A 19,970-nucleotide genomic window follows, 5' to 3' on the forward strand; every position below is an offset into this window, starting at 1 on the left:
TCTTTTCAGAACGAGATGATTAGCGAGGTGTGATCTTGCCATTGACATCAGACAGGATGATCTCTACACGACGGTTCAACTGGCGGTTTTGTGCATTATTATTTTCTGCTACCGGGAAGGCTTCGCCGTATCCCTTGATCTCAACGCGATCACGTGACACGCCCATCAGAACCAGAGCACTACGCACAGCAGCGGCACGACGTTCTGACAAATCCTGGTTATGCGCCTGGCTGCCGGTATTATCGGTATGCCCTTCAATCAACACGGTTCTTTGCATATTGCTTTGCAAGACAGTTGCCAGTTTTTGTACTGTGCGCATACCATCCGGATTCAATTTGGCCTGATCTACACCAAACAAGACGTCGCCCAGAGTGATGACAATGCCGCGTACGGTAGTCTTGGCTTGCAGGTCAGCCAGTTGTGCTTCGAGGGCAGCATTGCGGTTTTGCATTTCCAGCGCCTTGGCCTGCTCTTCTTGCGCTTTTCTTTGTGCTTCGCTGGCTTCACCTTGTGCTATCTGTGCGGCCAGTCTGGCTTGATCCGCTTGTGCTTTAGCCTGATCGGCCTGCATTTTTGCCTTGTCGGCTTCATTGGTGCGTTGTTCCAGACGAATCTGGTCGCGGGCTTTTGCTGCATCGGCTATGGCTGCTTCAGCCTGTTTTTGCTTTGCCAGCTCTTGCGCTACGCCGATTTTCTGTTTGGCGATATAGGCCAGGCGATCAATTTTTTCTGAACTTTCATTGTCTTTGGCCGCCTTGTTGGCATCGTTCATCGCCACGTCAGCCTGGCGCATTTCAAGGGGAGCCAGAGTCTGCACATTGGGATTATTTTGTGCGGCCTGATAATCCATACGTGTCTGATCCAGCAGGCTGGTGGTTTTTGGTGCCGTGCTGCAGGCGGAAAGCAGCATGGCTGTCATCAGTACGACCGGGGCAAAAATTTTCTTGTTCATGATATGTCCTTAAGAAGGTGGCAGCAAACTCTTCCTGAGTTTGCAAAAATTATTTATTTTTAATTGACTTATTGTTTGCTATTGGCGCGTTGCAGCTCATCACGCAAGACGCGGATATCGTCTTGCAGTGCATTAGCAGCTTTTTCTGCTTTTGCAGAATTGGCCTTGGCTTGCGCCAGCTTGGCATCCGCCTGAGCCTGTGTGGCCAGGTCACTGGCCAGTTTATAGTCCTTGTCTTGCATGGCCTTGTTTGCCAGTACCAGTTTTTGGCGGGCAGAATTCATTTCTACCGGTGCAAACTCAGTGCCGCCAGCCACTGCGGCGTTATCAACAGCTTCTTTAGAAACAGCCACTTCTGCCGTCGCCGGGGTTTTCATGCTGCTGGCGCAGCCCATCATGACTACCATGCTTGCAGTGCATACTGCCAAAAGACCAGTTTTCAAGTTCTTATTCATTTTTTTCTCCAGTAGATAAAAATCCATACCCGCGTTTGAGCCACATTTTTGTGATCTTCGCCGTCTTTATACCGCCCGCCGCAAACCCGGGTCTGTTCGCTGCCGCACACTCTCTTAAGTACGCAAAAATTAGAACAAAAAAACCGGGCTGGGATGTATGTACGCTAGCGAACTTACATAGTAAGGACGATGTTTTACTATCAAGACACCGTCACCCTTCTCTTCTTGCCTGTACTTTTTACGTGAAGTTACTCACGCAGAAAAATTGACTGGAGGTGTGACAACGGATGGCCAATTACTACGGTCACTGACAAATCCCGATAAAAGAAAGAAGTGTGCGATTTGAAATCAGCCAAAGACATACTGTCGTCCAGCATCCATCAGATAAAAAACGTCTGGAAAAATGGACAGTTACGTTTGCAAACCTTCGTCTCGCAGACTGGCGCGGAGCTGCCCCTGCGTGCGGACTTGTACAGTGCCCTGCAGATGGAGCAGCATGGTCGTATCCTGGCAAACAGCCATAAGCTAAGCAACATATTTGGACAGGATCAACTCCTGTCGCGTCTGGCTGACAACCAGGAAGTGATCATGAATGCCTGCACCTTGCTGACAGAAGCCATCAAGGAAGGCAGGCCAGTTACGCCAGCTGCGGCATGGCTGCTCGATAACTACTACCTGATAGAAGAGCAGATACGCACAGCCAAGCGCCATTTACCCAACAACTACAGCAAGGAATTGCCGCGCCTGCTGCGTGGCAATTCGGCCGGCCGCCCCCGCGTTTACGACATTGCACTGGAAACCATTTCACATGGTGATGGCAGGGTAGACCCTGAAAACCTGAGCCGCTTCATCAGCGCCTACCAGCTGGTATCGGTATTAAAGCTTGGTGAGTTGTGGGCCATCCCCATCATGCTGCGGCTGGCCTTGATAGAAAATTTGCGCCGTGTTGCTACCAATCTGACGACTACCCACAACAACCGCAATCTCGCTGCCAAATGGGCAGAAGAAATGGCAGAAACTGCCGAAAAAGACCCCAGCAATCTGATCTTGCTGGTGGCAGATATGTCGCGCTCAAAACCTCCGCTGGACAGCTCCTTCGTCGCAGAAATGATGCGTCGCCTGCAGGGCCAGGGGCCTGCCCTTGCCCTGCCCCTGAACTGGCTTTCGCAACGCCTGGCAGAAACTGGCGATACTATAGAACATCTAGTGCATCTGGATTCACAACACCAGGCTGCAGACCAGATTTCCATCAGCAATAGCATAGGTAGCCTACGCTTGCTGACATCAATGGACTGGCGCGAGTTCGTGGAAAATATGAGTGTGGTTGACCGCTGCCTGCGCGAAGACCCGGCTGCCATTTACACACACATGGACTTTGCCACACGCGACCTGTACCGCCATGCGGTAGAAAAAATCGCCAAAGGCAGTGGCTTTTCAGAAGCCGATGTCGCCCACAATGCCTTGCGTTTCGCGCGTGAAGCAGCCAATAAACATGGTCAGAGCTCACGCAATGCCCATATAGGTTATTTCCTGATCGGCAAAGGCCGCGTCGAGCTTGAACGCTCCACTGCCATGCAACATGCCCTGCCTGAATCCATCAAGCATTCAATACGCAATTCTGCCTTGAGTATTTATCTGGGCAGTATCATCATCATCAGCCTGGCGACTACCGGCTTGCTGCTGAACCAGGTCAGCTTTACCACGGTCAACCCCTACTTGCTGGCTGGATTTATTGTAGCCAGCCTGATTGCCAGCAGCCAGTTTGCGCTGTCCATGGTCAACTGGCTGGCCACCTTTGTGGCCCTGCCACGTCCATTGCCGCGCATGGACTTCTCACGCGGCATACCGCTGGAATCAAGCACCCTGGTTGTGGTGCCGACCATGTTGTTCAACGTGCAGAATATCGATGCCCTGTGCGAAGCCATGGAAGTTCGCTTCCTCGCCAACAACGATGCTAATTTGCGTTTTTGTCTCTTGACTGATTTTGCCGATGCAAATACCGAGACACTGGAAACAGATGAAAAACTGCTGGACCATATCAGCAATGTGACCGAAGAACTTAACAAGAAATATCCACGCCCTGATGGCGACCATTTCCTGGTCATGCACAGGCCACGGGTCTGGAATGCACAAGAAAAAACCTGGATGGCATATGAGCGCAAGCGCGGCAAGCTGGCTGCTCTGAATAATTATCTGTGCGGTACCGGGGCGGATGCCTTCGTGCGCATCATCGGTAATACCGCTGGCCTGGAGAACATGAAATATGTGATCACCCTGGACACCGACACAGAATTGCCGCGCGATGCCGCGCGCAAATTTGTGGCGACCATGGCACATCCCCTGAACCGCGCCTATTATGATGAAAAACTGCACAGGGTCACAGATGGCTATGGCATTTTACAGCCACGTGTCGCTGTCAGCCTGCCCGCCAGCGATGCCTCTTACTATGAATTGCTATGCGGCGGTGAAGCTGGCATAGACCCTTATACCCGTAGCGTCTCGGATGTCTATCAGGATGTTTTTGATGAGGGCTCATTCATAGGCAAAGGCATTTACGATATCGATGTATTTGAACATGCCTTGAAAAACCGCATGCCGGAGAATCGCATCCTCAGCCATGACTTGCTGGAAGGCTGCTATGCCCGTGCGGGGCTCTTGAGCGATGTGCAATTGTATGAGGAATACCCTTCAAGCTACCTGGCTGATATACGTCGCCGCCATCGCTGGATACGGGGTGACTGGCAGATCGCTTCCTGGTTATTACCGAGGGTGCCTGGCCCCAAAGATGAAGCCACTGGCAAACCTGCGAAGCTCGCCAACTCTTTATCCCTGTTGTCACGCTGGAAATTGCTTGATAACCTGCGGCGCAGCATGGTACCGCTGGCATTGGTCACTTTTCTGGTTATTGCCTGGAGCAGCCTGCCTCAAGCCTGGCTATGGTCGGCGGCGGCGATCGGCTTTTTGCTGATACCTGCTGCCAGTGCATTTTTACTGAGTCTGACTCAAAAAGCCGACGATGTTTTCTTTCGTCAGCACTTGCTTTCATTGCTGCGATCAAGTACCCAGCATTTCATCCATGCCTCATTGAGCCTGGTGTTTCTGCCCTATGAAGCCTGGATCAATCTGGATGCCATTTTGCGTACACAATGGCGGGTATTGATTTCTCACAGGCGCCTGTTGGAATGGAACCCATCCACTATCAGCAATCATCAATTCAAGAATACTGTATGGAATAATTTTCGCAGTATGTGGATAGCGCCGGTGTTTTCTGCTGCGGTATTCTTTTTCCTTGATTTCATCAATCCGTTCGCCTTACAGGCAGCGGCACCAATTTTGTTGCTCTGGTTTATTTCTCCTTTCATCGCATATCAGATGAGCCGGGAAAAACAGCAGCGTGTTTCCCAGTTAAGTGAGAAACAAACAGAATTTTTGCAGTCAAGTGCCCGCAAGACCTGGCTGTTTTTTGAAACCTATGTAGGAGCAGAAGATAACTGGCTGCCACCGGACAATGTGCAGTTCCAGCCTGTCAGTGTGATTGCGCACCGGACCTCACCTACCAACATTGGCCTGTCTTTGCTGGCCAATCTGGTGGCCTATGACTTTGGCTATTTACCGGTTGGCCAGCTATTGCAACGCACGCAGGATACTTTTGCCAGCCTGAGCAAGATGGAACGTCACCAGGATCATTTTTATAACTGGTACGATACCAAGACACTGCAGCCCTTGCAGCCTCTGTATATTTCAACGGTTGATAGCGGCAACCTGGCTGGTCATTTGCTGACCCTGCGCCCTGGCTTGGCAGGCTTGATAGATACTCCAATTTGCCAGCCGCGCCTGTTTTGCGGCTTGCATGATACTTACCTGATATTGCGCAGTACCGTCTCTGAGCATCTCGCTGGCAGACTGACAGAATTTAAAACTGACCTTGATGTCCTGTGCCTGAGCACGCCAACTTCACTGATGGTGATCTACGATTGCCTCAAACGTTTGACGCATCATGCAGATAGTTACCTGTCCAGCCAGACCATGAATGCGGACAGTCTGACTCATATATGGGCAAGCGCCCTGAGCAGGCAAACCCGTGCGCAACTGGATGAGCTGGTTTATCTGGCACCATGGTTGAGCTTGCCAGAACCGGGGAACTGGCTGCAAGCGTATCCACTGCTTGATACCATTCCAACATTGAAAGGACTGGCGCAACTGGGATACGCCCATGAACCCCCTAAAGACGACATTTTGTCGCTGGACCAGCCACAAAAAAATGGTGGCCACCCTTCCACTCTGGCAGCAATGCTAATGACGGCCAGCAGACGTGCCACAGACCGCATACTGCAAATCGGCCAACTGGTACAACAGACCAGTGAATTTGCCAGGATGGAATATGACTTCCTGTACGATGCCAACACCCACCTGCTGACCATAGGCTATAACGTCAATGAGCGCAGGCGCGATGCTGCCTGCTATGATTTGCTGGCATCAGAAGCCCGGCTGGCTACCTTTGTCGCTATCGCCCAGGGCCAGATCCCGCAAGAGAGCTGGTTTGCGCTGGGCCGCCAACTGACCATAGCAGGCGGCGAGCCTATCTTGCTGTCCTGGAGTGGCTCGATGTTTGAGTACCTGATGCCCTTGCTGGTCATGCCTAACTTCCAGAATACTTTGCTGGAACAGACTTACCGCTCGGTAGTGCAGCGCCAGATAGAATATGGCGAACAACGTAATGTACCCTGGGGTATTTCTGAATCTGGCTATAACACTTTTGATGCCCATCTGAATTATCAGTACCGCGCTTTTGGCGTGCCTGGTCTGGGCTTCAAGCGTGGCCTGGGTGATGATCTGGTGATTGCACCTTATGCATCAATGATGGCATTGATGGTAGAACCAGAGAAGGCCTGCAGCAATCTGGAACAACTGGCGGCCCTGGGGTTTGAAGGTGTCTATGGTTTCTTTGAAGCGATAGACTATACGCCTTCGCGCCTTCCACGCGGGCAAACCCATGCCTTGATACGTTCCTTCATGGTACATCATCAGGGTATGGGTTTCCTGTCACTGGCCTATCTCTTGCTCGACAAGCCTTTGCAAAAACGTTTTGAATCTGACCCTCTGCTGCAGGCAACCATGTCGCTGTTACATGAGCGTGTGCCAAAAGCGACGGCTGTTTACTCCAACACAACTGAACTGGCTGATATACGCAGTGCAAGCGCTGGTCAGGAGACGCCCTTGCGTGTACTTCATCATGTGAATACCCGCACGCCGGAAGTACAGTTGCTGTCGAATGGCCGTTATCACGTCATGATCAGCAGTGTGGGAGGTAGTTATAGTCGCTGGAATGATCTCGCCATCACCCGCTGGAATGAAGACAGTACCCGCGACAACTGGGGTACTTTCTGCTACGTGCGCGACACCAGCAATGGCAAATACTGGTCAACTGCATTCCAGCCTTGCCTGGTGACCTCCCCCACCTATGAAGTTATTTTTTCTGAAGGCAGGGCAGAATTCCGTCGCAGCGATAATCATCTCGACATGCACACCGAAATCGTGGTTTCGCCAGAAGATGATATAGAACTGCGCCGCACCCGCATCACCAACCGCTCACGCCATCGCCGCACCATAGATTTCACCAGCTATGCTGAAGTCGTGCTGGCATCCGCAGCGGCTGACGCGATGCATCCTGCATTCAGCAAACTGTTTGTACAGACTGAAATCCTGCATGACCAGCATGCCATCGTTTGCACCCGTCGTCCGCGCTCGGTTGAAGAGAAAATACCGAGCATGTTCCACCTGATCTCACTGCATGGCGCTAATGCAGACAATGTCTCTTACGAAACTGACAGGGCACAGTTCATAGGCCGTGGCAATACGCTGGAAGCACCTGCTGCCATGCGTGTAGAACGTTTGTCAGACAGCCAGGGATCGGTACTGGACCCGGTAGTCGCGATACGTTATCAAATTACGCTGGAACCAGAACAGATTGCCACTTTTGACGTCGTCACCGGCGTGGCAGAAAACCGTGACCAGTGCCTGGCCCTGATCGACAAATATCAGGATCAACATCTGGCAGACCGCGTCATAGGATTATCGTGGACACATAGCCAGATAGTCTTGCGTCAGTTGAATATCACTGAAGCCGACGCGCAGTTATACGGCCGCATGGCAAATTCTGTCATCTACATGAACCCCTTGTTGCGGGCCGATGCCAGCGTGCTGAGCCGTAACCACCGTGGTCAGTCTGGCCTGTGGGGTTATGCGATTTCTGGCGATCTGCCTATCGTCCTTTTGCAGATCAATCAGCAGGAACATATAGAACTGGTGCGGCAACTGGTACAGGCACATGCCTATTGGCGCTCCAAAGGGCTGGCGGTGGATCTGGTGATCTGGAATGAAGACCATGCGACTTACCGCCAAGCCTTGCAGGAACAGATCATGGGCATGATTTCTTCCGTCATAGGCACACATGCCATAGAAAGACCGGGTGGTATCTTTGTCCGCATGGCAGAGCAGATTTCAGTCGAAGACAAAATCCTGTTCCAGGCTGTTGCCAGGGTCATCCTGAATGACCATCGTGGCAGTCTCATGGACCAATTGAACCGGCGGGATATGCTGGAATTGCGCGTGCCCAAGTTGCTGCCGTCGCGCCAAGCGCATCAACTGTCTGGATACCAGGCGCTTGCCAGCAAGTCCACTGAGATTCAAGTGGAAAAACTGCAAAGCTTTAACGGCCTGGGTGGTTTTTCTGAAGATGGTCGTGAATATGTCATCACCACGCGAGAAGGCCAGGTCACGCCTGCGCCATGGGTCAATGTACTCGCCAACCCTCAGTTTGGTACGGTAATTTCTGAAAGTGGCCAGGCTTATACCTGGGGTGAAAATGCCCATGAATTCCGCCTGACACCCTGGAATAACGACCCGGTCTGCGACAGCAGCGGCGAGGCTTTCTATATACGTGATGAAGATACGGGTGCCTACTGGTCACCAACTGCCCTGCCCTGCCGCGGCCGTGGTGACTATGTCACTCGCCATGGTTTTGGTTATAGTGTATTCACCCATGTGGAACAAGGCATACGGACTGAGCTGACAGTCTTTGTCTGCATAGACACGGCGGTCAAATATTCCATACTGCGTGTTGTGAATCTGACTGAAGAACAAAGAAAACTCTCGGCAACCGGGTATGTTGAATGGGTATTGGGTGATTTACGGCCAAAATCCCTGATGCATATCGCTACTGAGATTGATACGGTCAGCGGTTGCCTGCTGGCGCGTAACCCTTACAATACAGAATTCCCGGGGCGCAAGGCATTTTTTGATCTGGATGGTGGTAACCGCACTGTCACTGGTGACCGCAATGAATTCATAGGCCGCAATGGCAGCCTGCAAAAACCGGCCGCCATGGAAAGACAAAGACTGTCTGGCAAAACCGGACCTGGTCTTGATCCCTGTGCAGCAATCCAGCAGGAATTTGAATTAAGCCCCGGGCAGGAAAGACGTCTGGTCTTTGTGCTGGGTGCAATCATGACCGATCACACCAATGCCACGCAATTCATACAACAGCACCGCGGCATTGCGGCGGCTGAACAGGCGCTCAATAAAGTGCATGATTACTGGCGCGACACCCTGGGTGTGGTACAGGTGAATACTCCAGACCAGGATTTGAATCTACTGGCAAATGGCTGGTTGCTGTATCAAACCATCGCCTGTCGTTTATGGGCACGTAGCGGTTATTATCAATCTGGCGGTGCGTTTGGCTTCCGCGACCAGTTACAGGACAGCATGGCACTGGTGCACACCAGGCAAACACTGGCGCGCGAACAATTGCTATTATCTGCTTCACACCAATTCATCGAGGGTGATGTGCAGCACTGGTGGCACCCGCCCATAGGCCGCGGTGTACGCACCCATTGTTCTGATGATTATCTGTGGCTGCCTCTGGCGGTGGCGCGCTATATCAATAGCAGCGGTGACCTTGGTATTCTGGATGAAGAGCTGCATTACCTGGAAGGACGTCTCGTCAACCAGGAAGAAGATTCCTATTACGACCTGCCCGGCAGATCACCGCAGACTGGCAGTCTGTACCAGCATTGCGTCAAGGCGATTGAGCATGGCTTGCGCTTTGGTAGTCACGGCCTGCCGCTGATAGGTTCTTGCGACTGGAATGACGGCATGGACAAAGTCGGCCATCTGGGCAAGGGGGAAAGCGTCTGGCTGGCTTTCTTCCTGCATCAGGTGCTGACAAAATTCTCGGCCATTGCGCTGGCCCGTCAGGACAATGAGTTTTCAAAACGTTGCCTGGAACAAGCCAGCCTGTTATCGAAAAACATTGATGACAATGCCTGGGATGGGGCATGGTACAGACGTGCCTATTTTGATGATGGCGGCGCTCTGGGTTCAGCCCAAAATGCTGAGTGCCAGATAGACTCTATCTCGCAAAGCTGGGCCATCTTGTCTGGAGCGACTGACCCGCAAAGAGCTGTCCAGGCCATGCAGTCACTGGATAAACGCCTGATGCGACGTGACAAGCAAATCATACAGTTGCTGGACCCTGCCTTTGATTGCTCGGGACAAAACCCCGGCTATATCCGCGGCTATGTACCAGGTGTGCGTGAAAATGGCGGGCAATATACCCATGCAGCAATCTGGACAGGCATGGCATTTGCAAAAATGGGGGATGCAGCACGAGCCTGGGAAGCATTTGACATGATCAACCCCATCCATCATGGCAACACACCAGAAACCATCGCCCGCTATAAAGTTGAACCCTATGTCATCTGCGCTGATGTGTATGCCGTAGCGCCCCATACAGGCCGCGGTGGCTGGAGCTGGTACACAGGTTCAGCAGGCTGGATGTACACCTTCATGATGGAATCTCTATTGGGATTAAAACGTGAAGGCAAGTATCTGAGCCTGACACCATGCGTGCCTGCAGGATGGACCAGTTATAGCCTGCGCTATCAACATCTGAGCAGTACTTACCTGATCACTGTCAAACTCAGGGATGTGGCTTATGGACAAAGCCTGTTGTTCATTGATGATATCGCCATGGGGAATTTGTTGATCCCCCTGATGGATGATCAGCGTGAACATACTGTGGAACTTAACTATGTGCAGCCAGGTTAGAAATGATATGGGAGGGATTTGAAGACAGTTAGCTTGCAGCCCCATCAGACTGCTTTATTTACAGATGTTCATGAACTGAAAACCACCACCATCCTTAGCAGGGTTGTGGCGGTTTTTTTATATCGGTGCAAGTAGTGAGGAAAACACATTCACTCTATTGATTATTGTGTTGCAGTCTTTGATAGGCCATGTCTTGTTGCAGCCCGGGATATTAGATTGAACATGGTAAGACGCTATGGAAGTTTATGAGTGCCCATAAGGAAAAGGCCAGATGCTTGCGCATCTGGCCTTCTCAATTCAAACTACTGATATCTTGCTTACTGCCTTGGTTCACCATTGCGGTTGACTGCTATGGTAGAGCCTGGTGGAGAACTCATCTGTACATGATGTTCAGTACCACGGTAGATATAGGTCACGTCCCAGTATTGCGGTGTCGTATTGGCAGTAGTCTGGCAACGGCGTACATCGCGCTCATAAGTACCACCGTTATTACGCCCTGCATTGGCGCCGATTGCACCGCCAGCAACAGCGCCGCCCGCAGTTGCCAGGTCACGTCCAGTGCCGCCACCGACCTGATGACCCAGGATACCACCGATCAGCGCACCTGCAATTGCGCCGCCTACATTGGGTTCACTACGCTCACTCTGGACTTGCTGGCGTTCTACCCAGCAGCGTTCATTAGGTGGGCCAACCACTGCGCGCACAGAAGTCACAGGCGCTTCAAACACACCTTCGTTAGGGCGACGACGATAGTCATAATTAGGCTGGCTCAACGGTGCTTCGATTTCATTGTCGTAACGACGCCTGTTACTGATAGGACGAACAGAAGAAATACGGTTATTCATACCCATGCCGGAGAGGGTATCGTAACTACCCCTGCTCAATATCATGCAACGGCCACCAAAATTGGCATCATCACAGACTTCCCAGCGACCACTGGAGACCACCACGGAAGAGGCCAGATCATTAAAGCCACTATTGCGGAAGTTATTTTGTGGCGTATTGGTACTAAAGGCGCGTCCGCGAAAGCCTTCGCCTTCATAGAATACAATTTGCGCACTTGCATGAGCGGCCAACAGCAGACTGGATACCCCAAGGATCATTTTTAATTGTTGTTTCATTTGTTTCTCCAAGTTTGAAATCTGAACAAAGCCATGGCAGCTAATATGCCCCCAGACTTAAATCAGACCTAAGCAAGAGAGCCAGCATGAACCATATATTCATACCAAGGCACCATGTAGAACAGCATCTATGTTTTCAGAAATATGGTCTGTACGCTGCCACACATAGAAAATCATGCCTCATGGCACTATTCACCCTGGTAATTTCCATACTCGTTTCATGTACGTCAGCGCACATTCATTTTAGGCAATACCACGTATAAATAAAGTCTCGCCTATATTTACATCAGGAGAATCGACATGAAACTCAAACCTCTCAACGAGAAAATGGAACAATGTCTGGCCAACTGCCTGGAATGTCACCGCATTTGCACTGCAACCGCCGCCCACGTCATGCATGGCGACAGTCATCACAGTGAAGTTTTGCATCTGGTCAGCCTGCTTGATTGCGCACAAATTTGCCTGGTCCACGCCGACTTCATGGCGCGTCGCTCGCCTCACCATAGCCATCTGGCCAGAGAATGTGCCGAGATTTGCATTTCTTGCGCCACCTTCTGCGAAGCTCATAGCGATGCCGATGGCATGATGACTGAATGTGCCAAGGCATGTCGGGCATGTGCAGACAGTTGCACTGACATGTGATGTCAGCTTCTATTTGGCAATACTAGCCATACACAATTCCAGCATTAAAAGTATCAACTTGTTTGTCATAGCGCAAACCAGGTATCTGCACGCCTGCCAAGATGGTATGACAGCAATTAAAAGTATCGAACAATCACCATATGAAAGCATCCATGACTAGCAATAAAAAAGCATATTTGATAGGCGGCGGCATAGGCTCACTGGCAGCCGCCGCATTTATGATACGCGACGGAAAAATCAAGGGCGACAATATCACCATCCTGGAGGCGACTTCATTATTGGGTGGCAGTCTGGATGGCGCAGGTAATCCTGAACAGGGTTATTCCTTGCGCGGTGGCCGCATGCTGACTACCGACAATTATGAATGTACATGGGCCTTATTCAAATCCATCCCTTCCCTGCACAACCCTGGCAGGTCGGTATTTGAAGAAACGGTAGAATTCAATGAGCATCACAAATCCAACTCCAAGGCCAGACTAGTAGACAAACGTCGGGCCAAAGTGCCGGTTTCTTCCATGGGGTTTTCCATGCAGGATCGTCTGGAGTTGCTAAAACTCAGCCAGGCAGATGAAGCAGAAATGGGGAATAGCACGATTACCGACTGGCTCTCGCCTGCTTTCTTTGAAACTGAATTCTGGTATATGTGGGCAACCACTTTCGCCTTCCAGCACTGGCATAGTGCAGTCGAATTCAAACGCTACCTGCACAGATTCATGATGGAGTTCTCGCGCATAGAAACCCTGGCAGGCGTGAAACGCACGATCTACAACCAATATGATTCTCTGGTCTTGCCTTTGCAAACCTGGCTGAAACAGAACGGCGTACATTTCGTCATCGATTGCCAGGTACAAAAAATCACGCATGCTTTGGACAATGGGCAATTCGTGGTGACTGGCCTGCAATGCTTGCGTGGCGGCGTGGAAGAAAGCATCAGCATCGCTGACGGTGATCTGGTGTTCCTGCAAAATGGTTCAATGACCGATGCATCCAGCCTTGGCTCCATGACTAGCGCGCCGGAAAAACGCAACAAGCTTGACAGTGGCGGCTGGAATTTATGGGAGCAACTGGCTACCGAGCGGCCAGGTATGGGCATGGGCAATCCGGCAGTATTCAATAGCTGCATCGCGCAGTCATACTGGGCATCGTTCACGGTCACCTTGAAAGACCCGCGTTTCTTTGACCTCATGCAGCGATTCAGCGGCAATGAGGCCGGGACTGGTGGCCTGGTCACCTTCAAGGACTCCAACTGGCTGATGTCCATCGTGCTGGCGCATCAGCCACACTTTATCAACCAGCCTGCAGGTGTCCAGGTCTTCTGGGGCTATGCCTTATTCCCCGAACGCATAGGTGATTATGTCGCCAAACCCATGAGTGAATGCAGCGGTGCAGAAATCCTGCAAGAATTGCTGGGTCATCTGCGCTTTGATGCAGAGGTCTTTGACAATGCCAATTGCATACCCTGCAGAATGCCTTATATCACCAGCATGTTTATGCCGCGCTCGGTTGGGGACCGGCCTTTACCGGTACCACCGGGTACCAAAAACTTTGCTTTCATCAGCCAGTTTGTCGAAGTGCCGGATGACGTGGTCTTCACGGTGGAATATTCAGTCCGCGCTGCCCAGATGGCTGTGTACCAGTTGCTGGGTGTCGACAAGGAAGTACCGCCTGTGACCGCCCATGACAAAACCCTGGGCACAAAACTGGAAGCCATTATCAAGTCCTTTAAATAACTATTTTGCGATACTGCTGCCAGCGCCAGCATAGCTGGCAGCATCCGGGACTTCTATTGCACGGTCAAACCAAATGGCATGCTTTCTTCTGTATGAAGTCTTGGGTCTATCTCAAAACCAATCAAACCATGATGCTTCAAATGGGTACGCAAAATATTCCTTGAGATACCAAGCAGCTTTGCCGTCTGCACCTGATTTTGTGCGCAAAATTTAAATGCCGTGTGTATCAGGGTTTGTTCAAAAAATTCAAAAATACCCGCATCGCCGGTTTCTATACTTTCTACCACCAGGGCTTGCAATCTGTCTTTCAGGCTGGTTTCCGGTATAGCCACATTTGTTGCCACACTTGCGTTACCGAGTGCGTGGTTCTGAGGGGCAGGCAGGAAATTCTGCGTCGCCGCCGCAATTGCGTCTGTTGTGCAACGTCTTCTGGCAACACCAGCCAGTTTCAAGTCTTCTGCCCTGATCAATTTATCGCGGCACACGATCAAGGAAAAATGAATGACGTTTTCCAGCTCACGTATATTGCCTGGCCATTCATACTGCAGCAAGGCAGTCTCGGCTTCTGGCGACAGGCGCACATTATCGAGTTTCATTTTCTCGCCATACAGGGCAATAAAATGATGCGCCAGCGGCAGTATGTCGCCAGTGCGTTCAAACAACGGCGGCAGGTTAATGGTCGCCACACTCAGACGGTAATATAAATCCGAGCGAAAATGCTCAGCCTCTATGGCCTTGTGCAAATCCACGTTGGTAGCAGCCACCAGCCTGACATCGAGTGGTATAGGTTTGCGTGAACCCAGCCTGACGACCTGCCGTTCCTGCAATACCCGCAGCAGTTTCACTTGCAATGCGAGTGACAGGTCACCAATTTCATCAAGAAATAAAGTGCCGCCATTGGCTGCCTCAAACCAGCCTGAACGTGACTGCGTTGCACCGGTAAATGCACCGCTTTCATGGCCAAATAATTCGGCATCGATCAGGGTTTCGCTGAAGGCACCGCAATTCACGGCAATGAACGGCCCTTTACGGCCACTATGATTATGGATATGGCGTGCGACCAGTTCCTTGCCCGTTCCGGTTTCGCCTATGATCAATGCTGTTGCCTCGCTGCGGGCTATGCGTTCGACTTGCTGCAATAGTGCAGCAGAGCGAGGATCATTAAACATCATGGCCTTGGCCCGGATGGACAAGATCATGTTTTGATTATCAGGAAAGGTCAGTAATTTGTTCACGACGCGCTTTCTGGCTAAATCTGCTGAAAGTAAAATGGATGCATTGCAGAGGTGGAGTTTCTCCCCTGATCTGCATACGACGACACCAGACTAACGTGCGAGTTCCTGAAGTAGAACGAATTTTTCCAAACTTTCTTATCCATTTTTTTTAGAATATTTCTGTTAGAAAATTAAATTCAAGACCAGTAGGGAATACAGCGGAAGGAAACCAGAGAGGAGGCATCTGTTGCGTCGCATACCAGACTGCAAAAAATGTCCCCTTCGCTTGCCACCTTCACTTGTTGCATACTGGCGACAAGCTCCTCATTCAACAATTAATTGGATACTTTAAAATCGTCATGACAAGCCTTGCAGGTGCGTGTCAATTTTCCATATTGCTCTTTGACTGCAGCAGGGTCACCTGCCAGTGCAAGCTTGGCCAGCTCATTCGCTTCCTTGCTGAAGTTCGCTGCCAGTTCACCGACACGTTTGCCATCCTTGAACAACTCAGGTTTGACTGCGGTGTCATGCCAGCCCTTGCCCTGTTCAGTACCAGCCGGGAACAAGGCCCCCAGGCCTGCATTTGACAACACCGCGATGGTATTGGCAGCCTTGATGACTTCCTCTTTATTGTATTGCCCTTCCAGCGAGGACTTGATGCGGCCTGAATTCCAGCCTATGACCTGATACGCCGATTGCCGCCATTTGATCAGCGTTTCTGGCTTGGGTGTCTGTTGCGCCAACACGGATGTTGACGCAATCAGTACCGTGGCTGCGCTTAAGCCAAGTAAAACCTTTGATGTAGTTTTCTTCATGGATATTCCCGGACTATGGTGGTTAAAAAGCCTTGATTCAATTCTTAGGCTCGCAAATTGGTTTTGAAAAACTCTACAGTGCGCTGCCATGCCAGTGTGGCAGCGGCTGCATCGTAACGTGGCGTCGTATCATTATTAAAACCATGCTGGGCACCGGCATAGACAAAGGCCTGGTATTTGACACCCGCCTTGTTCAGAGCTGCCTCATACTTGGGCCAGCCAGCATTGATGCGCTCATCAACTCCGGCATAATGAATCAGTAGCGGTGCCTTGATTTTTGCTGCATCTTCTTCTGTAGGCTGACCGCCATAGAAAGGCACCGCACCCGCCAGGTCTGGGACTCTGGTTGCGAGAAAGTTGGAAATGCCACCGCCATAACAGAAGCCAACGACACCGACCTTGCCATTACCTTCCGGCAGTTTTTTCAATATCGCTGCGGCTTCCAGGAAGTCAGCGCGGGTCTTGGTCTGGTCAAGTTTGGGGAAAAGTTCGCGGGCTTTTTCTTCATCGCCGGGATAACCACCCAGTGGCGCCAGCGCATCTGGCGCAAAGGCGATAAAACCATCGAGAGCCAGGCGACGGGCGATATCTTCTATATGCGGGTTCAGGCCACGGTTTTCATGTACGACCAGCACGGTAGGCAATTTGCCTTTTATTTCTGCTGGTGTGACCAGATAGCCACGCAAAGTGCCATACCCTTGTGGTGATGGATACTCAACATAGCGCGCCTGTATGCGTACATCAGTTTTTGGCACCTGTTGTGCCTGCGCGAAATTGGGGCTTAGCTGTTGCAGCAAGACCTCTGCCGTCACTGCACCAACAGCAAATTTACTGGCGGAATGCAAGAAGCCACGCCTGTTGATCTGACCATGAACATACTGGTCAAAGAGTTGCAATACTTCTGGCTTGAAATCATCTGCTGTCTGACGTGTCATGCTGGTTCTCCTGTTTCTTGAATTTATTTAATTTATTTAATTTATTTAAAGGGACGATAATTGTCGTGACATGCACTACAGGCCCTGGCGATACTGACAGCCGCCAGGACCCCTTTATCATAGTCCTGATTTCGTACAGATGCACTAATGATGGCAGCAGCCTCCTTACCCTCCCGGGACATCTGTACAGCTTCTTCGGGATGCTTGATCTGAATGAAATAGTTTTCCATCTTCAAATACAGATCCTCGATTTCCTCGGCACTTTGTATGGCTGCCTCATCATCTTTTTGCGCTATGCGTTTTTGCACGTCCACTATCTTTTTATCTATCTTGCGCATCCAGATATCAAAATCAAGCATGCTGGCCGCGGATGATGTACCCACTGCTAATGCCAACAAAGCCATCAAAGCCAACAGCAATGCATATTTCCTTACAACAGTGCCTGACTTCATGACCTGGCAGCTTTGCTACCAGCAAGTTTCTGCACTGTCTCCAGCGCCCTGGCCACATTCTGTTCTGGTGTCAGGCCACCTATCGCTGCATAGACCTTGCCATTCGCCGTAACGATAAAAGTGCTGCGTTCTGCACGCCCATGATCTATCTCATTACCACGCGTGTCCTTGCGCCCTGCTGGCGTCCCTGCTACGGCAAGATCGTAGCTTTTGGCAATCTTGCCGTCAGCATCAGAGGCAACCGGGAACTTGCCAGCACAATAGTCAGGGTCGGCAGAGAAATCATTGAGGCGGCTGATACTGTCCAGGGAAACGCCGACGACACTGGCACCGGCTTCCTGGAATTTTTCATGATGTACGGCAAAGCCATGCGCCTGTATATTGCAGCCGCCAGTAAAAGCCGACGGATAAAAATACACGACCACCGGTCCCTTCTTCAACGCATCTTTTAGTGAATACGCAAAACTCTTGCCCGCCAGCGAGGCCTGTACCTTGAAATCAGGCGCAGTATCGCCTTCCTTCAAAGCGGCAGCAGCGACTGAAGTCATTGCTGCCAATGCGGTCAGCAGGCTGATGTTGATGATGCTCTTTTTCATATTATCTCTATCTGCAAATAAACCCATTACTCAACTTTTCTTGTAAACCTGGTGACAGGTCTTGCAAGACTTGGCCAAAGAACTGACCGTGGCAGAGGCACTGTCAAAATCTTTTTCGCTGACTTGCCTTATCAGTTCAGTGGCGAAATTCTTGCTCTTCCTGGCGTACTCAATAGCGTCAGCGGCATCGCCTTTGTGTTTGTAATACAGCTCGACTTTACTAAACATTTCTTCTATTTCACGAGCGTCTGCCAGTGCTGCCTTGCCATCTTTTAAAGAGATATTCGAATCCACGTTTTTTGTGGATTCTTCTATTCTTTGCATCAAGTCCATATCAACTTCCGTGACCGCTACTGCCACACTTGCCACACCTACAAGCAAGCTCAGCAGCAGTACCGTGCTCTTTATCAATTTCTTTTTCATTGCTGCATCCTGTTACTTCCAGATCAGGCGATAAGTTCCTTGACGACCTCGCCAAACACGGTCGTGGCGCGTTCTGAACGCCCCTGGTGGGTATAAGTGAGGTTGCGGTAATTCAAGCCCAGCAGGTGCAATACCGTTGCCTGCAAATCATAGGTGTCGACCAGGCCGGTTTCAGCACGCAGGCCTATGGCATCGGTAGAACCATGGGTATAGCCGCCCTTGGAACCGCCACCTGCTATCCATGTGGTATAACCCCAGGGGTTATGATCGCGGCCATCTCCAGTCTGGCCATAAGGTGTGCGGCCAAATTCAGATGTCCATACCACCAGGGTGCTATCAAGCAAGCCACGGGCCTTCAAATCAGCCAGCAAGGCACCGATTGGCTTGTCGACAGACTTGGCCATGACAGCGTGGTTTTTTTCAATATTGTTGTGGGCATCCCAGCTGCCATAGGTTTTATCATTGGAGCCTGAAATCACATGGATAAAACGCACACCACGCTCAACCAGGCGACGCGCGCGCAAGAGATTGGTGCCATAGTCTTTTGTCGCGTCATCATCGAGGCCATAGGCCGCCTTGGTCTCTTTGCTCTCCTTGTTCAGATCAACTGCTTCAGGCGCAGATGACTCCATGCGGTAAGCCAGATCATAGGAACGGTTACGTGCCTCCAGTTCACTGTCAGATGGGTAGCGTGAGGCATGCTGGGTATTGAGCTTGCGTATCAGGTCCAGGGTATTTTTTTGCTCGGCAGATGACACCACAGATGGCCTGTCCAGATGAAGGATGGGTGAATCACCCTGACGGAAAGCCGTACCCTGGTAGGTCGCTGGCAAGAAACCAGAACTCCAGATCGTCTGGCCACGACCACCACCGCTATTGTCATAGCCAGTAGGCAAGACCACGAAGCTAGGCAAGTCAGGGTTGGCACTACCCAGGCCATAGGTGATCCAGGCCCCCAATGCCGGGCGGCCAGGTGTCAGGGCGCTGGTATGCAATTTCAGTGAAGAGATGACGTGAGTACTGCCTTCAGTCTTACTGCCTTTGATGAAGCAGATATCATCCGCCTGCTTGGCGATGTTTGGCACCAGGTCAGAAAACCAGGCACCGCTTTCGCCATGCTGCTTCCAGGTACGCTTGGTCGCATACAGGGCACCGACACCACCATCAGTCGCGGTCTTGAGATTTTTAGAGAACGAATCCGGCATGGGCTGGCCCGCCAGTTTGATGAGGTCAGGTTTGTAGTCAAACAAGTCCAGCGTGCTTGGCGCACCGGCCATGTGCAGCCAGATGACAGACTTGGCTTTTGCTGCATGATGGGCGACTTTCAAGGCCAGCGGATCATCAAACGTTGCTGCCTGTGCACTCGACAGCAAGCCTCCGCCCAGTAAGCCACCAGCAGTTAAGCCACTTAAACCCAGGCCCCCAAGACCCAGTCCAGCATGTGACAAAAAATCGCGGCGTGATTTATTGGTCATGATATTTCCCTTTTCATTCTGATTAATTTTCGTATCTTCGTATTGTTAAGCT

General features: G+C 51.1%; 13 protein-coding genes. 3 read left to right on the forward strand and 10 right to left on the reverse strand.

The genetic code is table 11. From position 1 onward, the window contains the following. Positions 1-19: 19 nt before the first annotated feature. Both DFR42_RS12455 and DFR42_RS12460 read right to left on the reverse strand, forming a co-directional pair. A complete protein-coding gene (locus DFR42_RS12455) occupies positions 20-952 on the reverse strand; it encodes an OmpA family protein (RefSeq protein ID WP_110255297.1) in 933 nt (310 codons plus the stop codon). 68 nt (positions 953-1,020) lie between these two features. Next, positions 1,021-1,407: a DUF4398 domain-containing protein gene (locus tag DFR42_RS12460; RefSeq protein ID WP_110255298.1), complete on the reverse strand. Its 387-nt coding sequence runs from the start codon at positions 1,405-1,407 to the stop codon at positions 1,021-1,023. A gap of 342 nt (positions 1,408-1,749) precedes the next feature. Here DFR42_RS12460 and DFR42_RS12465 point away from each other — a divergent pair, with 342 nt between their 5' ends. Beyond that, positions 1,750-10,515, forward strand: coding sequence for a glycoside hydrolase family 94 protein (locus tag DFR42_RS12465; RefSeq protein ID WP_342766844.1), 8,766 nt, complete (start codon positions 1,750-1,752; stop codon positions 10,513-10,515). A 317-nt stretch (positions 10,516-10,832) separates the two neighbouring features. On the opposite strand, the gene DFR42_RS29885 is transcribed toward DFR42_RS12465, so the two are convergent. Then, positions 10,833-11,636, reverse strand: a complete 804-nt coding sequence (locus tag DFR42_RS29885) for a beta/gamma crystallin-related protein (protein WP_110255299.1) — start codon at positions 11,634-11,636, stop codon at positions 10,833-10,835. A gap of 300 nt (positions 11,637-11,936) precedes the next feature. Between DFR42_RS29885 and DFR42_RS28985 the strand changes: the two genes are divergently transcribed. Both DFR42_RS28985 and DFR42_RS12485 read left to right on the forward strand, forming a co-directional pair. Continuing rightward, a complete protein-coding gene (locus DFR42_RS28985) occupies positions 11,937-12,278 on the forward strand; it encodes a four-helix bundle copper-binding protein (RefSeq protein ID WP_146218835.1) in 342 nt (113 codons plus the stop codon). Positions 12,279-12,418: 140 nt separating this feature from the next. Then, positions 12,419-14,008 (forward strand): oleate hydratase, encoded by a 1,590-nt coding sequence (locus tag DFR42_RS12485; RefSeq protein WP_110255302.1) that lies wholly within the window; start codon positions 12,419-12,421, stop codon positions 14,006-14,008. A gap of 53 nt (positions 14,009-14,061) precedes the next feature. Here the strand turns inward: DFR42_RS12485 and DFR42_RS12490 are convergent, their stop codons facing one another. From DFR42_RS12490 to DFR42_RS12520, 7 genes are all read right to left on the reverse strand, one after another. After that, positions 14,062-15,243, reverse strand: coding sequence for a sigma-54 interaction domain-containing protein (locus DFR42_RS12490; RefSeq protein ID WP_211324291.1), 1,182 nt, complete (start codon positions 15,241-15,243; stop codon positions 14,062-14,064). 314 nt (positions 15,244-15,557) lie between these two features. Continuing rightward, positions 15,558-16,037, reverse strand: a complete 480-nt coding sequence (locus DFR42_RS12495; protein ID WP_170133499.1) for a c-type cytochrome — start codon at positions 16,035-16,037, stop codon at positions 15,558-15,560. A gap of 44 nt (positions 16,038-16,081) precedes the next feature. Beyond that, on the reverse strand, positions 16,082-16,972 hold the full coding sequence (locus DFR42_RS12500; RefSeq protein WP_110255303.1) for a dienelactone hydrolase family protein: 891 nt from the start codon (positions 16,970-16,972) through the stop codon (positions 16,082-16,084). Positions 16,973-17,013: 41 nt separating this feature from the next. After that, positions 17,014-17,355 (reverse strand): hypothetical protein, encoded by a 342-nt coding sequence (locus DFR42_RS12505; RefSeq protein WP_146218836.1) that lies wholly within the window; start codon positions 17,353-17,355, stop codon positions 17,014-17,016. A 65-nt stretch (positions 17,356-17,420) separates the two neighbouring features. Then, a complete protein-coding gene (locus DFR42_RS12510) occupies positions 17,421-18,020 on the reverse strand; it encodes a peroxiredoxin (protein ID WP_211324292.1) in 600 nt (199 codons plus the stop codon). Between the two features lie 30 nt (positions 18,021-18,050). Then, positions 18,051-18,443, reverse strand: a complete 393-nt coding sequence (locus tag DFR42_RS12515) for a cytochrome c (protein ID WP_110255305.1) — start codon at positions 18,441-18,443, stop codon at positions 18,051-18,053. Positions 18,444-18,466: 23 nt separating this feature from the next. Beyond that, positions 18,467-19,918: a DUF1501 domain-containing protein gene (locus DFR42_RS12520; RefSeq protein WP_110255306.1), complete on the reverse strand. Its 1,452-nt coding sequence runs from the start codon at positions 19,916-19,918 to the stop codon at positions 18,467-18,469. Positions 19,919-19,970 lie beyond the last annotated feature (52 nt).

Source organism: Undibacterium pigrum (assembly GCF_003201815.1).
Classification (GTDB): domain Bacteria; phylum Pseudomonadota; class Gammaproteobacteria; order Burkholderiales; family Burkholderiaceae_D; genus Undibacterium; species Undibacterium pigrum.